Genomic DNA, 15,356 nt, shown 5'->3' on the forward strand with positions numbered 1-15,356 from the left:
GTGTAAATTAATAATTTACACCCTTTTCATTTTATAATAATTAGTTTTCTACAAAAAGTGTAGCAATATCTTTTGTAATTTGTGTGGGTGAGTTACAATCGCAATTTGATAACCCTATTACATAAACCTTTTCTTTTGGCAAATAAATGCCCATAGATTTAAACCCAAAAATACTTCCTCCATGCTCTATGGAGATAGAGTTATTAATTTCTTTTATATGCCAACCATAACCATAGTGAATTTCTTCTCCACTGTTTAGCTTATAGTTTGTCAATATCTTTTGCTTTGTTTTTGAGCTTACTAGCTTATTTGTATCCATTGCATTTTGCCATTTTAACATATCATCTACAGTTGACATAATTGAACCCGAAGCATAAGGCAAAGTAAAACTTATATAATCATTATTAATATATCCCTCTTTATTATGATAGCCTGATACTCTATTCTTTATAATTTTTCTGTGATTTGCATAATAAGTAGCCTTCATTTCTAATTTATCAAAAATATTTTTCTGGATGAAATCTTCATACGATTGTCCTGAAACTATTTCAATGATATAACCCAAAACAATATATCCTGAATTATTATATTTAAATTGTTCTCCTGAATTAAAATCCATAGGTTCATTTTTAAAAAAATCTACAAGCTCCTTTGGAGATAAATCCTTTTTTGAAATACTCCTAAGCTCTTTCATTTTGGTAAAATCTTTAATACCCGAAGTATGTGTTAACAAATGATGTATTGTCATTTTATTTCCTTGTGTAGGATAATCTGGAATAAACTTTACAATTTCATCTTGAAAATTTAATTTCCCTTGTTCTTCAAGTAGTGCTATTGCTACAGCCGTAAATTGTTTTGTCATGGATCCAATTTCAAAGACAAACTCGGGTTGCATATCAATATTCATTTCTAAATTGGCTTTACCAAAAGCTTTTCTATAAATTGATTTTCCTTCTTTTGCTACTAGAAAAACAGCTCCTGGATTATCTGCTTTAAATTTAGAGATTATTAAACTGTCCATTTTTGATTCAATGGTCTGTGCATAAAAATTAGATTGTACTAACAAAAACGCAATCCAAAAGATCTTAAAAATTACTCTCATTCTTTTTATTATTTAAATTGATGATTTCTTTTTTAGACCTTATTATGCCAAAAGAGGTTACAAAAAGCACAAAAAAAGCGAACAATATTATCCACTTTTAATTTATAGTAGCATTTTAGAAATAAGTTATTATGACTGAAATCGTTTATCAAAATAGGATTTAATAAAGAATATTTGTAAAAGACTAAAAACAGAAAATATTAGCAAAGAATAACTCAATGTTTTAGAAAATTTGAGATTCGAAAACAACTGCCAAATAGAGTCGTCAATTATTTTCCCAAATAAAGTACTAAATGAATTATCTTGAATTTTCCAATCTATAAAGTAAAACGCAGAGCTAAATAAAAGCAAAAGAAAAGTAAAAATTAACATCCAAACTTGCCTTGAAATCAAAGGTTTGTTTAGTTTATAAAATTGATTTTCTTTCGTTACTTCTTTCATTATTTTCAAAGTAAAATCAGTCGATGGTGATTCTAGAACTGATTTATCCATCATTTTTTTTATAAAATCTTCTTCTCTATTTTGCACTTCTTTCATAGTTTTCTATAATTTCTGTTGGTAATTGAGCTCTTAAAATATTTTCTAACTTCTTTCTACTTCTAAACAGTTTCACTTTTGCATTATTCTGATTAATATTTAGCACTTTAGAAATTTCTTCTAATGATTGATCTTCATAATAATATAAAGTTAAAAGAATACTTTCTTCATAAGGTAATAAATTTAGACATTTTTGAATACTAATTTGTTGTTCTTTTAAAACCAATGTATCAAATATGCTTTCTAATTCTATTAGTTGTGTTTCTGTATGTTCTTCTATCGGTATAAAATTATTCTGTCTATTATATTTCTTCAAAACATCTAAACACGTATTATAGGCAATTTTATAAATCCAAGTTGAGAATTTTGAATCTCCTTTAAATTTAGATAATGATTTAAAAATCTTCACAAAAACATCTTGGGAAACTTCTTCTGCTTCTTCCCTGTTTTTTAGTATCCTAATAGCTATTGTAAAGATTAAATCTTTATATCGATCTACTAAAATGGAAAATGAACTGACATCTCCATTCAGCACTTTATTAATATAAATTTGATCTTCTACTTTACTCATATATAAGATAAGACTGTTAAAAGTAAGAATGGGTTACATCATTTTAAAAAAAACAAAAAAACTTGTAACCAAAATATAAAAATGTTCGTCATAAGCTATAACACATTAAATGTAATCAATTAAAAAACAAAAGTTATGGGATCAGAAATCATTATTGTACCTGTGTTATTTTTATCCATTTTTGGAATATTCTATTTATTTTTTAGTACTAGAAACAAAGAACGTTTAGCCCTTATAGAAAAAGGAGTTGATGCAAACATTTTTGTTTCTAAAAATCACTCCTCCATGTTTATTTGGAAAATTATCATTCTAAATTTAGCTTGTTTAATGATAGGAATTGGTACTGGAATATTATCTGCCTTATTTATTGAGTCTCTACTTGAAATTAATAACGGTCCTATTTATCCAGGACTAATTTTCTTATTTGCAGGAATAGGTCTTTTGGTTGGTTTTAAAATTTCCAAAAACCTAGAATAAATATATTTGAAACAGATAAAATTGGGCTACTTAAATAAAAGTGGTCCTTTTTTATCTGTTTAAAATATTAAAAACTTAATTTTGTTTTGAAACTAATTCAAAACAACAACACAACAATGAATAAAAAAATTTTACTCTTAGGCTCTGGAGAACTAGGAAAAGAATTTGTAATTGCAGCACAACGTATTGGACAAACTGTAATAGCTGTTGATAGCTATGAAAACGCTCCTGCGATGCAAGTAGCGCACGGATTTGAAGTCATTAATATGCTTGATGGAGCTGAACTAGACAGCATTATAGCCAAACATAATCCTGATTTTATTGTTCCTGAAATTGAAGCCATTCGCACAGAACGATTTTATGATTATGAAAAGCAAGGAATAACAGTTGTGCCTTCGGCAAAAGCAGCCAATTTTACGATGAACCGAAAAGCCATTCGTGATTTAGCTTCAAAAGAACTGGGTTTACGAACAGCCAATTATCGCTATGCAACCTCATCGGAAGAATTGCAAAAAGCCGTTACTGAAGTTGGAATGCCTTGTGTTGTTAAACCACTAATGAGTTCGTCTGGAAAAGGACAATCTACTATAAAGTCAGAGGAAGATATTAGTAAGGCTTGGAATTATGCTGTAGAAGGTTCTCGTGGCGATGTGGTAGAAGTAATTGTAGAAGCATTTGTTAATTTTCATTCGGAAATTACACTTTTAACGGTTTCCCAAAATAACGATTTACCAACTTTATTCTGTGCTCCTATTGGTCATCGACAAGAAAGAGGAGATTACCAGGAAAGTTGGCAACCAGCAAAAATTTCTGATAAGGATTTATTTGAAGCACAAGACATGGCTGAAAAAGTCACAGAAGCCTTAGGTGGAGCTGGACTTTTTGGTGTTGAATTCTTTCTAACTGACGAAGGTGTTTATTTTTCAGAATTATCGCCAAGACCACATGACACAGGAATGGTTACCTTAGCAAATACTCAAAACTTTAATGAATTTGAATTGCATTTACGTGCTATATTGAGTTTACCGATTGCCCAAATTACTTTAGAAAAGAATGGTGCCAGTGCTGTTATTTTAGCTTCTGAAAACTCAAACAATCCTACCTTTAGCGGTGTTGAAAATATAGCGGGTTTACCCAAAACAGATTTTAGACTCTTTGGAAAACCCACCTCAAGACCTTATAGAAGAATGGGCGTTGTTTTAACAAATGACACTTTAGAAACTCCTATTGAAGCAATTACAGAAAGAGCTAAAGAAACCGCTAAATTGATAACTGTAAATTCATAAATCATGAAACATATTTTAAGTCTTATTTTTCTTTTTTTCATAACAATTGGAAATGCTCAAGAGAAAAAAACACCCACAGAGAAAAAACAAACCGTTGAAGCATCTTGTGGGCAATGTCAGTTTGGAATGAAAGGTCACGGTTGTGATTTAGCTGTTAGAATAGATGGAAAATCTTATTTTGTAGAAGGCACACATATTGATAAACACGGTGATGCTCATGCGGAAGATGGTTTTTGCCAAACTATTCGAAGAGCAGAAGTTACAGGTGAGGTTAAAGATAGTGTATTTGTTGTTACACATTTTAAACTATTACCAAAAAAGAATAAATAATGGCTTTAATCCTTGAAAACATTGCCAAAATAGTATCTCTTTCAGAAAAGGAACAGTCCTTGTTCTTATCAAAAGTAGAGATTCAAAATCATAAAGCAAAAACAATACTTCACAATGCAGGTAAAATTTGCAAACATTCCTATTTTGTGAATTCAGGGATTCTAAGAAGTTTTAATATCAATGATAATATTGTAGAACATGTGCTCCATTTTGCTTGCGAAGGTTGGTGGATTGGAGACATGTATAGTTTATTATCTCAAAAACCAGGTAACTTATTCATTGAAGTACTAGAAGATGCTGAAATTGTGTTATTATCTAAAGAAAATCAAGATGAATTGTATCTTGAGATTCCAAAACTAGAACGCTTTTTCCGCATCTTAACTGAAAACTCATTAGTAGCACATCAAGAAAGACTGATGGATAATTTAAGTTTATCTGCTGAAGAACGTTTTGAGAAATTCTGCTCAAAATACCCTACTCTAATTCAAAAAGTACCACAAAAACAAATTGCTTCTTATATAGGTGTAACGCCTGAGTTTTTTAGTAAAATGAAAGCTCGGTTATTAAAAAAATAATTCCTTAATCTGTTTATTTTATTCTATACAACGATTCTTCATTTTGTTAATACAATTTGTTGTTCTTTTAAATACTATTACTCTTCCATACTGTTTCTATACACTATCCTCCCTTTATCCTAACCTTTAAGTAACCTTTAATATGGAGTAGTACGTTTTGTTGACTCGTCCTAAAATAAAACAATTTAAAAACACCCTAATACCTTTCCATTTATTGTTGTGATTTTTTTTTCATTTTAAAAATAAAATTACAAAAGTTGTAAACTTTTTTTCAAAACGAAAAAAAATTACAGAAACCGTGATCTTTTTTTTCATTTTGAAAAAAAATCACAACATAAAAACAACACGGAATTCATGAATTCCGTGTACTACTTTTAAAAAGATAATTCCTCATTGTGTTTTTCTAACTATTTTTAAGAAAAGAAAATACGCATCCCAACCTTTTTTACATTTTGATACTCTATTAAGAATATAATTACTAAAAAAAGGTATCGTTTTTGTAACTTTTTTGAACGATTAACTGTGTAAAAAATATAGAAAAGTTAAAAAGTACGTATTTATACGTACAAAAAACATTGAAAAATACGTATAAATACGTATTGATAAGTCTGTTTTAAACCAATATATTTGGAAAATCAAAAAATAAAATAAGCCATCCCACCCGATAGACACCCCTCCAAAGAAGGGGAATGTAAAAAAGAGAGAACTATATATTTATGAAAAAAATAATATACCTACTAACCCTAATCCCCTTTCTTGCTTTAGGACAAAGCCCTGATCAAAACTGGGTGAAAACCATTACGTACAAACAACCCACTGCAACTCCGATTGCAAATCCTGATGTAAGCGTTGCTAATGTACAAGTTAGTTATTTTGATGGACTGGGAAGACCGATTCAGCAAGTAGCACCCCAGCTAGTCCGAGCGTCTTTAAATAATCGGCATCGCTACCGTGAGTTTCTAGCTCGTGGGCACAAAGAATATAAAAAGACAGAGCAACTTTTAAGAGAGTTGATTTTGTTGTTTTAAAAAGTACTATATTTACAACACGTTCTTACAAATAGCTTTGAGTTGCACATGACTACTATCCTTTTGGTCAGTTGCTTCCTAATAGGCATGGTAGCTCTGGTTCAGATAATTATCGTTACGGCTTTAATGGAAAAGAGAATGATTTAGAGTTAAAAGGAGATGGAAATAGTTATGATTTTGGTGCTAGGATGTATGATTCCAGAATTGGAAGATGGTTTGCTCCTGACCCACTTGAAAAAGAGTTCTCGTATGTTTCTACTTATGTATACGCATTGAATAATCCATTAAATGTTATTGATTCTGATGGTAATAAACCATATCCAGTTTTTGAAAGATATATTCAAACTGCGATTAATAGACTTCCTAAAATTGCAGCTATAAATCAATACAATACACTTGCATTTAGTGCTTATGGAAACAATGACGGCTACGAAATTGATGGAAGTCGATATGAAACAAAATTACCTTACAATGGAAAATATTTGAAACCTAAATCAGGTGTTGATTATATAGTAGGCACTTCGGAACTAAACTTTTACGGCTATTCAGCAAATGTGAGCTACGATGCAATAAAAAAACTTCATATGGGGTTATATACTATAAAATCAAAGGATTTTAAAATCGGTACAGAAGGTCACCCTCATTCATACACTTCATTTGGCTCAGCTGCTGGAGGTATTGGTGCAACAAAAACTGGTAGTTTTCTAGAATTAGATTATGGTAATGGTGATAAAAATCATTTTGCAGTAAGAATTCAATTTAAGGATTATTTTGAGGCTAAAATTGTTTATGATGCTTATGAAAATGAGTATAAAAGAGAATTGAATAAATTGGTTGCAAAAGATGCTGTTGTTAATAAGTATGTTAAGCTCTTAGAATTTGGAGACAATTTATATGAATTAAGAATGAGTGTGTATCATAATCCAAATAATAAAAAGCTACAAAACAAACTTGAAAAATGGGAAAAAGCTTACGAAAAAAGTAGCAAGGATTTCGTGAAATTTAGAGATAAAGTATTAAAAAAAGATGGAAAAAAAGCAAAATCAGTTTATGAATAAAAATATTTTTTTAAAACTTGTTTTTTTACAATTTATTAATTTAACTATTAGTTGTAAAAATCAAGATGATTCTTTAGAGGATAATTTCTACATATATAATTCCAAATATCATGCAGTTGAAATTGTTTCAAAAAAGCCAATTGACACTCTTAAATGGGATAGCATATTTTATAAAGTTATTGAATTAAGAAAAAAAACAGAAAAAGAGTTTTCTGCAATTGACACCTTAAATAGGAGTGTTAATTTTGATTGGAGAAATGAAAATAAAACGACAATTTCTTTCTTCGTAAAAGATGGAATATTAAAACATAGAATAATAAATGATAATGATAAAATAGATAGTCTAGATTCTGAATTTATAGGTGTTTTAAATCAAAATATTAAAAATGCTATATTAATTGAAGATGATGAAGAATTAATTTTTGATTTGACTTTGCCAAAAGTTAGTCATTTAAAAGATTCTCTAGGTAAAATAGTGCCTTTTCCTAGATTACCACAATAGCGCTGAAATGTTTTCCCCCAGCTGTCCGAAGTGTTCTAATTAAAGCGCACACGCTCTACGAGGTCCCCAGTCCTTAAAAACGTTAAGTGCTGCGCAAAGTGTCCTCACTTTGAGCCATATTAATAAAAACAAAAGCAACTTTTAAGAGAGTTACTTTTGTTTTTTTATAGCGTAGCTATGTTGTTATTGAAAAAGTCTTTAAATTTTTTAGTAGTAAGCATTTTGTCAATCATTTTAAAAACAATGCTTTTATCTTCTTCATCGAGCTGTTCAAGGAGTTGCATTTGTTCAATAACGGTTTTATCTTCAATTACTCCTTCTTTAGGGATTAGATTTTCATCATAGTTCAAAATCTGGTCAGTAGTCAAGTTAAAAAGTTTAGTAAGTTTTTGTAGTTCGGCTACGGTTACTTCTCTAGTTCCCCCATGCTGGCGCAAGCATCTTGCTTGTGCCCACAAAGTAAATAAAGCAAAACCACTCTGTAAAAAGGGGTAATGTTTCAGAATTAGTGATGCCTTTTTTACTTATGAAAATAATTGTAGGCACCAATACTATTACCTATATTTACAATGTAACAGGGCAAAAAGTAAGCAAAATAGTGAATGAAGCAATTAACGTAACCCAAACCAATTATTTAGCAGGAGGCTTTCAATACAAAAACAATGTATTGCAATTTTTTCCGCATGCTGAGGGTTATGTAAAACATGAAGCAGACAATTACAGCTATGTTTTTAATTATACCGACCATTTGGTAAGTTATAGTGATATTAACAACAGTAATATCATAGATGCTGATGAAATAGTGGAAGAAAATCAGTATTATCCTTTTGGACTAAAACATGAAACGCATAATAGTTCTAATGCTTATCAATATAAGTTCAATGGCAAAGAACTGCAAACTGTGTTAGGACTTAACTTCTACGACTACGGTGCAAGGAATTATGATGCTGTACTAAGTTGGAATTAGCTTCCTTCGAGTGGTAAAAAAAGTTAAACCTCTTTGCCTTAACTTTACAAAATGAAAAGAAAAAATCATTATCTCATTTTACAATAAATTCAAAACAACAATTAATATAACTTATCTTTCTTAATCTAGGTTAAGTGACTTTGCATATCAATGATTGTAAATTTGTATCATAATAATTACTAAAACATATATAATTATGACAAATTCAGTTATACATAAAGCAGATACAAGAGGAAATGCAAATCATGGTTGGTTAAATGCTTATCATAGTTTTAGTTTTGCAAATTGGTACAATCCTGATAGAATTCAATTTGGTGCTCTTCGTGTTTTAAATGATGATACTATTGCTGCTGGAATGGGCTTTGGAACACATCCACACGATAATATGGAGATTATCACTATTCCATTAGAAGGTGATTTGGCTCACAAAGATAGTATGGGAAATTCATCTATTATTAAAAGTGGAGACATACAAGTAATGAGTGCAGGAACAGGAATTCAACACAGTGAATATAATCCGAATGAAAATCAGCAAACAAAACTTTTTCAAATTTGGTTATTTCCAAACAAACAGAATGTTACACCTCGTTATGAACAAATTACCTTAAACAAAGAAGAACAAAAAAATAACTTTTCACAGATTTTATCTCCAAGTCCAGAAGATAATGGTGTTTGGATTCATCAAGATGCTTGGTTCTATTTAAGTAATTTTGACAAAGATTTTTCTAAAAAATTAAATCTTAAAAAAGAAGGAAATGGATTTTACATCATGAATATTGAAGGTAAAATTGAAGTAAATGGTTCAACACTTGAAAAAAGAGATGCAATAGGAATTTGGGATACAGAAACAATAAATATTAACGCAATTACTGAATCTAAATTTTTGGTAATGGAAATACCTATGAACTACTAAAAAATAAAAAATGACAAAAAAAATTATTGCCTTTGGAGCATCAAACAGTAAAAATTCTATCAATAAAAAACTAGCAACTTATACTGCTACTCTTTTTACGCATTCAGATATTGAAATATTAGATTTAAATGATTTTGAAATGCCAATTTATTCTATTGATATTGAAAAAGAAACTGGAATACCACAATTAGCTCACGATTTTTATACCAAAATAGGAAATGCTGATTTAATTATAATATCACTTGCTGAACACAATGGTTCATATAGTACTGCTTTTAAAAATATCTTTGATTGGAATTCTAGAATTAATAATAAAAACTTTCAAGGTAAAGATATGCTTTTGCTATCTACTTCCCCAGGACCAAGAGGAGGAATGAGTGTTTTTGAAACTGCAAAAGATAGGTTTCCAAGACATGATGCAAATATTGTAGGCTCTTTTACGCTTCCTAGTTTTAATGACAACTTTAGTGAGGAAGAAGGAATTAAAAATGAAGAATTAAAAAAAGAGTTATTAGCGGTTGTAAACTCCATTGAATTATAACTACTAAAAACTATTATTGTTTTAATTTTAGTTTTGAACCACATTCCTTTTTACTAGAAAATGATACTTTATAGAAAAGCCTTAATCATTTTACTTCTAAAAAATTACTATTTTTGCGAAGTTTATCAATCATAATTTTTAAACGTTAACCTATAAAACAAGAAAATGAAAGCATACGTATTTCCAGGTCAAGGAGCGCAATTTACAGGAATGGGTAAAGACCTATATGAAAATTCAACAATAGCGCAAGAATTATTTGAAAAAGCAAATGAGATATTAGGTTTTAGTATTACAGACATTATGTTTGAAGGTAATGCGGAAGAATTAAAAGAAACAAAAGTAACACAACCTGCTGTTTTTTTACATTCTGTTATTCTTGCTAAAACGTTAGAAAATTTCAATCCTGAAATGGTGGCTGGACATTCGCTAGGTGAATTTTCTGCTCTAGTAGCAAACGGAACATTATCTTTTGAAGACGGATTAAAATTAGTATCTAAAAGAGCTTTAGCTATGCAAAAAGCTTGTGAAATTCAACCTTCAACAATGGCTGCTGTTTTAAATTTAGAAGATAAAATTGTAGAAGATATTTGCGCATCAATAGATGGAGTTGTTGTTGCTGCAAACTATAACTGCCCAGGTCAATTAGTAATTTCTGGAGAATATAAAGCGGTTGAAGAAGCTTGCGAAAAAATGAAAGAGGCTGGAGCAAAAAGAGCCTTAATTTTACCTGTTGGTGGTGCTTTTCATTCGCCAATGATGGAACCTGCTAGAGAAGAGCTAGCGGCTGCTATTGAAGCAACTACTTTCTCTACTCCTATTTGTCCAGTATATCAAAATGTAACAGCAAGTGCTGTTTCTGACGCAGACGAAATAAAGAAAAACCTAATTATTCAATTAACAGCTCCTGTAAAATGGACGCAATCTGTAAATCAAATGATTGCTGATGGTGCTACAAGTTTCACAGAAGTTGGACCAGGAAAAGTACTCGTTGGCTTAGTCAATAAAATCAACAAAGAAGTAGAAACAATTTCTGCATAATCATAATAACTTACGAAAACTCCGATAAATTTATCGGAGTTTTTTTTACTTATCTTTGTTAGAAGAATTTCCTTATTTATATGAATTTAAATCTACGTACGGTAAACGTAACACGATATATAACACCGCTTCGTGAAGGTGGTTCTTTACCTGCTTTGGCAGAAGCCGATGACGACTTTAAATATGTACTAAAATTTAGAGGAGCAGGGCATGGTGTAAAAGCACTGATTGCAGAATTTTTAGGTGGACAAATTGCTAAATATTTAGGTTTACCTATTCCTGAACTAGTATTTGCAAACTTAGATGAAGCTTTCGGAAGAACCGAAGCAGATGAAGAAATACAAGATTTATTAAAATTTAGTCAAGGTCTAAATTTAGGACTTCATTACTTATCTGGAGCTATAACCTATGATGCTGCTGCCAATGAATGCGATGCTTTATTAGCTTCAAAAATTGTTTGGTTAGATGCTTTCATAACCAATGTAGACCGAACATTTAAAAACACAAATCTTTTAATTTGGAAAAAGGACATTTGGCTTATTGATCATGGTGCATCTTTTTATTTTCATCATTCTTGGACCAATTGGAAAACCACTGCGATTACTCCTTTTACACTAATAAAAGATCATGTTTTATTACCAAAAGCAACTCTATTAGAAGAAGCGCACAAAGAGTTTACTTCCAAATTAAATGATACTATCTTAGAAGAAATTGTAAATCAAATTCCAGACGATTGGTTACATTGGGAAGATCAAAATATAACTCCAGATGAAATTAAAAAAGTTTATTTTCAATTTCTATCCTTACGATTAGCAAATGCTGAAACATTTTTAAATCAAGCTCAAAATGCACGAAAAACACTTATATGATTATGCTGTAATTCGTGTAATACCTAAGGTAGAGCGCGAAGAGTTTATTAATATTGGCTTAATGCTGTTTAGCAAACGTCAAAAATACTTACGAATTAAGTATCACATTCCACATGAAAAAATCACTTCATTTTGTCCTGAATTTGATTTAGAACAATTAAAAATCAATTTAGATGCTTTTGTAAATATCTGTGAAGGTAAAAAGGAAGGAGGTCCAATAGCTACATTTGAAATTGCAGAACGCTTTAGATGGATAACTGCTGTGAAAAGTTCAAGTATACAAACTTCAAGACCACATTCTGGATTTAGCTACGATTTGGAAGCAACATTTGAAAAATTGTACTTAGAATTGGTATTATAAAGTTAATAAAACGCTAAAATCTGTAATCAAAAAATAATTAAAATTTTGATTTTATATCTTTATATTCTTTAATATAATTAAAACTTTTTAAACATGAAAAAAATCTTTTTGTCTTTTACATTCGTTACAATTTTATCACTTATATCTTGTAAAGAAGAAGTAAAAAAAGAAGAAACTACACTCCAAGAAACTGAAACTATTGAAACGCCTACGAAAGAAGTAACACCATTTACAAAAGATATAGAAACAGCTCATAAAAAAAATGATTTCTTATCAAAAGAAGCTGTTAGTTATACTATAGTAGTAAAATTTGGTGGACAAGATTATCTTGATGCTAAATTTACTCAATCTGTTGATGGAACAATGATTAAAATGGAGAAAGCAGATGGAGAAACTATTATTTATGATGGTACTGAAGTTTATACAAATAAAGCAGACGGAGATTTAGGTCGTGCAAGATTTGATATTTTTACTTGGTCTTATTTCTTTGCACTACCATACAAGTTAAATGACAATGGAACTATTTGGTCTGATTTTACTAACAAACCATTTTATGGAGAAGAAGTACCAACTGGAAAATTAAGCTTTGAATCAAATATTGGTGATGCGCCTGATGATTGGTATGTTGCTTACAAAAACCCTAACAACAATTATTTAGTAGGTGCAGCATACATTGTTAGTTATGGAAAAGGGAAAGAAAAAGCGGAAGAAGAGCCTCATGCTGTAAAATATAATAACTTCACAGAAGTAGAAGGAATTCCTTTTTCAACAGATTGGACTTACCATATGTGGACAAATGAAACTGGTTTTGGAGATTTAATTGGAGAAGCTAAATTATCAAATATTACATTTTCAAAATTAAATACTGAAGTATTTAAAAAACCTTCAGACGCTACTATAGTTCCTCTGAACAAATAAAAAAACATTTTAACGACTGCTCACTAATAAAAGAGCAGTCTTTTTTTATACAAATGATACACTTTAAACAAATTTTAGAAACTATTCAAGACGTAAAAGTTATTGACGCTTCTATTGATTATAAAGATTATGTTGCTTTAGATTTATCTACAAAAAACACTAATTTAATAGCACTAGATGTTACAGATGCAGTACTTTTTGAAGAGTTTATAGGAAATCATTTGACAAAAAACAACGCCAAAGTAGCTTATGGCGGTTATTGTGAAGTGAGAAATTTATACCAACGAAGTTCTACTTTTAAAAACAATGTAAGTGATGAGAGAAACATACACATTGGTTTAGACTTATGGATAAAAGCCGGAACTCCTGTTTTAGCGGCTTTAGATGGAAAAGTCCATAGTTTTCAAAATAATATTAGTTTAGGTGATTATGGCCCTACAATAATTCTTGAACATCAAATAGAAAATTTCATCTTTCATACTTTATATGGTCATCTTTCGTTAGAAAGTTTAACTGACTTATCAATTGGTATGGAAGTAAAAAAAGGAAATCAAATTGGAACTTTAGGAGACCATACTGTTAATGGTGATTACGCTCCACATTTACATTTTCAAATTATAAAAGACATGCAAGACAAAAAAGGTGATTACCCTGGTGTTTCTAGTCAGAAAGATTTGGACTTTTTTATTGAAAACTGTCCTAATCCTAATTTATTATTGAAGATTTAAATAGCATTCTTATATAGTTTAAGTTTTTCATTATCTAATTTACTTGTTCCATTTAATTTGTTTAGCGCTAAAATTTCTTTATAATTTAAGCGTTCAATTTCATTTTTATCAATATCTGGAAAAACATCATATAATCTATTTTGAACATGACAAATAAACTTTACCATGTCTTCGCAATAAACTGATGGATTGTCAAAACCATTTTCTTTTTTAAAACGATGGACTAATCTTCCTCCTAAACAAATTTCAAAAATAGGACAATCTTGACATTGAGAACATACTTTCAGACTTTCATTGTAGTATAAGTTTCCCAAAGGAGATTTAAAGATTGATTCTAATTCATTCTGTTTTATATTGATATTTGTTTTAGTAAATTCCTGTCCGCAAGCTTTCAAAGAATCTATAGGTTCAATTTCTCCATTTGTTTCTATAATTAACGATTTAAGTTCGTTAGAATTTACATCATTAAAATCAGCAAATCCCAAAATAACATTAATATAACCAATAAAAAGAGGTATGTCAATTTTCTCTTTGTCTTCAAACCAAATATCAAATAATTCAATTAAAAAATCGGCATGAGGTTGTGTATAATTACTATCTATTGTATATGGAAAGTTATCATATGTGAAATCTTTAATTAAAAAATTAACCGAATCTACATTCAAATTTTTTAAACTTTCATATACTTTAACAGGGTTTTCTGCTACATCCATAACAGTAATAACATCTGCTCTTTTTGTTATTTTTTTTACCAAATTAACAGCTTCTTTCACAGCTTTATAACTCCCTTTTCCTTTGTGGTCTATTCTATATTTATCATGAGATTCTTTGGTACTATCAATGCTAATACCTATCTCTACTTTATTTTCTAAAAGTATTTTACACCATTCTTCATCTAATAAAACGCCATTTGTTTGAATACTAAATGAAACATTTAAATCTGTAATTTGATTTTCAATAGCTTTTAGTTTTAAAATAATCTCTTGAAACTTTTCTTTTTCAATCAATAGCGGTTCTCCTCCATGAAATAAAAAATTAAAAGTGATAAGTTTATTTTTAATAATATAGATTTTCGTTTTCTCAATAATAGCATCAATTGTATCTTCAGCAATAAATTTAGGTTGATTTTTATAAGAATCGTCACCAAGATTATACATAAAACAATAGGAGCAATTTAAATTGCAACGACTAGCTATTTTTAAAACCAATGAATTAAATATATACATGATTATGAATATTTAAAATTAAAAAGAGGTTGCAAAACATACAACCTCTTGTATTTTGAGTATTAATTTGTTCTAATCGTATCTAAACTAACTGCTACTCCAGTTCTAACACATTTCTTTAAAACTTCATTCCATTCATAACCTTCTAAACAAGCAGGATTAGCTCTTGTAGGAATATGTACCACGATAGGAATATCTCCACCTTTAATATTCTGTAAAAAATCAAATTGATACTTTGTTAAGTTTTCTAAACTTTTTCCAAACGTTACTTTTTTTGTTTTCATAATATTGTTTTTCAGTTCCCTACTCTATTAATTTGGATTTTCGAG

The 15,356-nt window shown here is 29.7% G+C and carries 20 protein-coding genes and 1 pseudogene; 15 read left to right on the plus strand and 6 right to left on the minus strand.

Annotated elements, in window-relative coordinates; translation table 11 throughout:
- Window positions 1-40: 40 nt before the first annotated feature.
- The 3 genes from LXD69_RS02535 to LXD69_RS02545 form a co-directional block, all read right to left on the minus strand.
- Window positions 41-1,021 (minus strand): serine hydrolase domain-containing protein, encoded by a 981-nt coding sequence (locus LXD69_RS02535; RefSeq protein WP_246917297.1) that lies wholly within the window; start codon window positions 1,019-1,021, stop codon window positions 41-43.
- A gap of 210 nt (window positions 1,022-1,231) precedes the next feature.
- Complete coding sequence (locus tag LXD69_RS02540; RefSeq protein WP_246917300.1) at window positions 1,232-1,639, minus strand: hypothetical protein; 408 nt, start codon at window positions 1,637-1,639, stop codon at window positions 1,232-1,234.
- Complete coding sequence (locus tag LXD69_RS02545) at window positions 1,620-2,210, minus strand: RNA polymerase sigma factor (protein WP_246917302.1); 591 nt, start codon at window positions 2,208-2,210, stop codon at window positions 1,620-1,622. Before LXD69_RS02545 ends, LXD69_RS02540 begins: the two co-directional genes overlap by 20 nt.
- A gap of 135 nt (window positions 2,211-2,345) precedes the next feature.
- Between LXD69_RS02545 and LXD69_RS02550 the strand changes: the two genes are divergently transcribed.
- The 7 genes and pseudogenes from LXD69_RS02550 to LXD69_RS02580 all read left to right on the plus strand — a co-directional run bounded on the left by LXD69_RS02550 (window position 2,346) and on the right by LXD69_RS02580 (window position 7,466).
- A complete protein-coding gene (locus LXD69_RS02550; protein WP_246917304.1) occupies window positions 2,346-2,687 on the plus strand; it encodes a DUF6249 domain-containing protein in 342 nt (113 codons plus the stop codon).
- An 86-nt stretch (window positions 2,688-2,773) separates the two neighbouring features.
- The gene (purT, locus tag LXD69_RS02555) at window positions 2,774-3,973 is read left to right on the plus strand and encodes a formate-dependent phosphoribosylglycinamide formyltransferase (protein ID WP_394799733.1); all 1,200 of its coding nucleotides are present in this window, start codon (window positions 2,774-2,776) and stop codon (window positions 3,971-3,973) included.
- 3 nt (window positions 3,974-3,976) lie between these two features.
- Window positions 3,977-4,303 (plus strand): DUF6370 family protein, encoded by a 327-nt coding sequence (locus LXD69_RS02560; RefSeq protein ID WP_246917310.1) that lies wholly within the window; start codon window positions 3,977-3,979, stop codon window positions 4,301-4,303.
- Window positions 4,303-4,878 (plus strand): Crp/Fnr family transcriptional regulator, encoded by a 576-nt coding sequence (locus LXD69_RS02565; protein WP_045972923.1) that lies wholly within the window; start codon window positions 4,303-4,305, stop codon window positions 4,876-4,878. The genes LXD69_RS02560 and LXD69_RS02565 overlap by 1 nt, the downstream gene beginning before the upstream one ends.
- A 716-nt stretch (window positions 4,879-5,594) precedes the next feature.
- Window positions 5,595-5,906: a DUF6443 domain-containing protein gene (locus LXD69_RS02570; RefSeq protein WP_045972921.1), complete on the plus strand. Its 312-nt coding sequence runs from the start codon at window positions 5,595-5,597 to the stop codon at window positions 5,904-5,906.
- Between the two features lie 65 nt (window positions 5,907-5,971).
- Window positions 5,972-6,964 (plus strand): annotated as a pseudogene (locus LXD69_RS02575) (RHS repeat domain-containing protein); the annotation flags it as partial.
- A complete protein-coding gene (locus tag LXD69_RS02580) occupies window positions 6,957-7,466 on the plus strand; it encodes a hypothetical protein (protein ID WP_246917316.1) in 510 nt (169 codons plus the stop codon). The pseudogene LXD69_RS02575 and the gene LXD69_RS02580, both read left to right, overlap by 8 nt.
- A gap of 164 nt (window positions 7,467-7,630) precedes the next feature.
- Here the strand turns inward: LXD69_RS02580 and LXD69_RS02585 are convergent, their stop codons facing one another.
- The gene (locus LXD69_RS02585; RefSeq protein WP_246917318.1) at window positions 7,631-7,924 is read right to left on the minus strand and encodes an XRE family transcriptional regulator; all 294 of its coding nucleotides are present in this window, start codon (window positions 7,922-7,924) and stop codon (window positions 7,631-7,633) included.
- 68 nt (window positions 7,925-7,992) lie between these two features.
- Here LXD69_RS02585 and LXD69_RS02590 point away from each other — a divergent pair, with 68 nt between their 5' ends.
- From LXD69_RS02590 to LXD69_RS02625, 8 genes are all read left to right on the plus strand, one after another.
- Window positions 7,993-8,433: a hypothetical protein gene (locus tag LXD69_RS02590; protein WP_246917321.1), complete on the plus strand. Its 441-nt coding sequence runs from the start codon at window positions 7,993-7,995 to the stop codon at window positions 8,431-8,433.
- A gap of 196 nt (window positions 8,434-8,629) precedes the next feature.
- Window positions 8,630-9,346 (plus strand): pirin family protein, encoded by a 717-nt coding sequence (locus LXD69_RS02595; protein WP_246917324.1) that lies wholly within the window; start codon window positions 8,630-8,632, stop codon window positions 9,344-9,346.
- A gap of 10 nt (window positions 9,347-9,356) precedes the next feature.
- Window positions 9,357-9,887 (plus strand): NADPH-dependent FMN reductase, encoded by a 531-nt coding sequence (locus tag LXD69_RS02600; protein WP_045972913.1) that lies wholly within the window; start codon window positions 9,357-9,359, stop codon window positions 9,885-9,887.
- Window positions 9,888-10,052: 165 nt separating this feature from the next.
- Window positions 10,053-10,925 carry an ACP S-malonyltransferase gene (gene fabD, locus LXD69_RS02605; protein WP_246917329.1) on the plus strand — a complete coding sequence of 291 codons (873 nt, stop codon included), beginning with the start codon at window positions 10,053-10,055 and terminating at the stop codon, window positions 10,923-10,925.
- Window positions 10,926-11,005: 80 nt separating this feature from the next.
- Entirely contained in the window at window positions 11,006-11,794 is a 789-nt protein-coding gene (locus LXD69_RS02610) for a HipA family kinase (protein ID WP_246917331.1), read from the plus strand.
- Window positions 11,772-12,155 (plus strand): DUF3037 domain-containing protein, encoded by a 384-nt coding sequence (locus tag LXD69_RS02615; protein WP_045972907.1) that lies wholly within the window; start codon window positions 11,772-11,774, stop codon window positions 12,153-12,155. The genes LXD69_RS02610 and LXD69_RS02615 overlap by 23 nt, the downstream gene beginning before the upstream one ends.
- Before the next feature lie 93 nt (window positions 12,156-12,248).
- Window positions 12,249-13,073: a heat-shock protein Hsp90 gene (locus LXD69_RS02620; RefSeq protein ID WP_246917334.1), complete on the plus strand. Its 825-nt coding sequence runs from the start codon at window positions 12,249-12,251 to the stop codon at window positions 13,071-13,073.
- A 53-nt stretch (window positions 13,074-13,126) separates the two neighbouring features.
- Window positions 13,127-13,801 carry a peptidoglycan DD-metalloendopeptidase family protein gene (locus LXD69_RS02625; RefSeq protein WP_246917336.1) on the plus strand — a complete coding sequence of 225 codons (675 nt, stop codon included), beginning with the start codon at window positions 13,127-13,129 and terminating at the stop codon, window positions 13,799-13,801.
- Here LXD69_RS02625 and LXD69_RS02630 read toward each other — a convergent pair.
- Both LXD69_RS02630 and LXD69_RS02635 read right to left on the minus strand, forming a co-directional pair.
- Window positions 13,798-15,027 (minus strand): radical SAM protein, encoded by a 1,230-nt coding sequence (locus LXD69_RS02630; protein ID WP_246917339.1) that lies wholly within the window; start codon window positions 15,025-15,027, stop codon window positions 13,798-13,800. The genes LXD69_RS02625 and LXD69_RS02630 overlap by 4 nt on opposite strands.
- Before the next feature lie 62 nt (window positions 15,028-15,089).
- Window positions 15,090-15,311 (minus strand): hypothetical protein, encoded by a 222-nt coding sequence (locus LXD69_RS02635; protein ID WP_045972897.1) that lies wholly within the window; start codon window positions 15,309-15,311, stop codon window positions 15,090-15,092.
- Window positions 15,312-15,356: the final 45 nt, after the last annotated feature.

Source organism: Flavobacterium sediminilitoris (genome assembly GCF_023008245.1).
GTDB lineage: Bacteria > Bacteroidota > Bacteroidia > Flavobacteriales > Flavobacteriaceae > Flavobacterium > Flavobacterium sediminilitoris.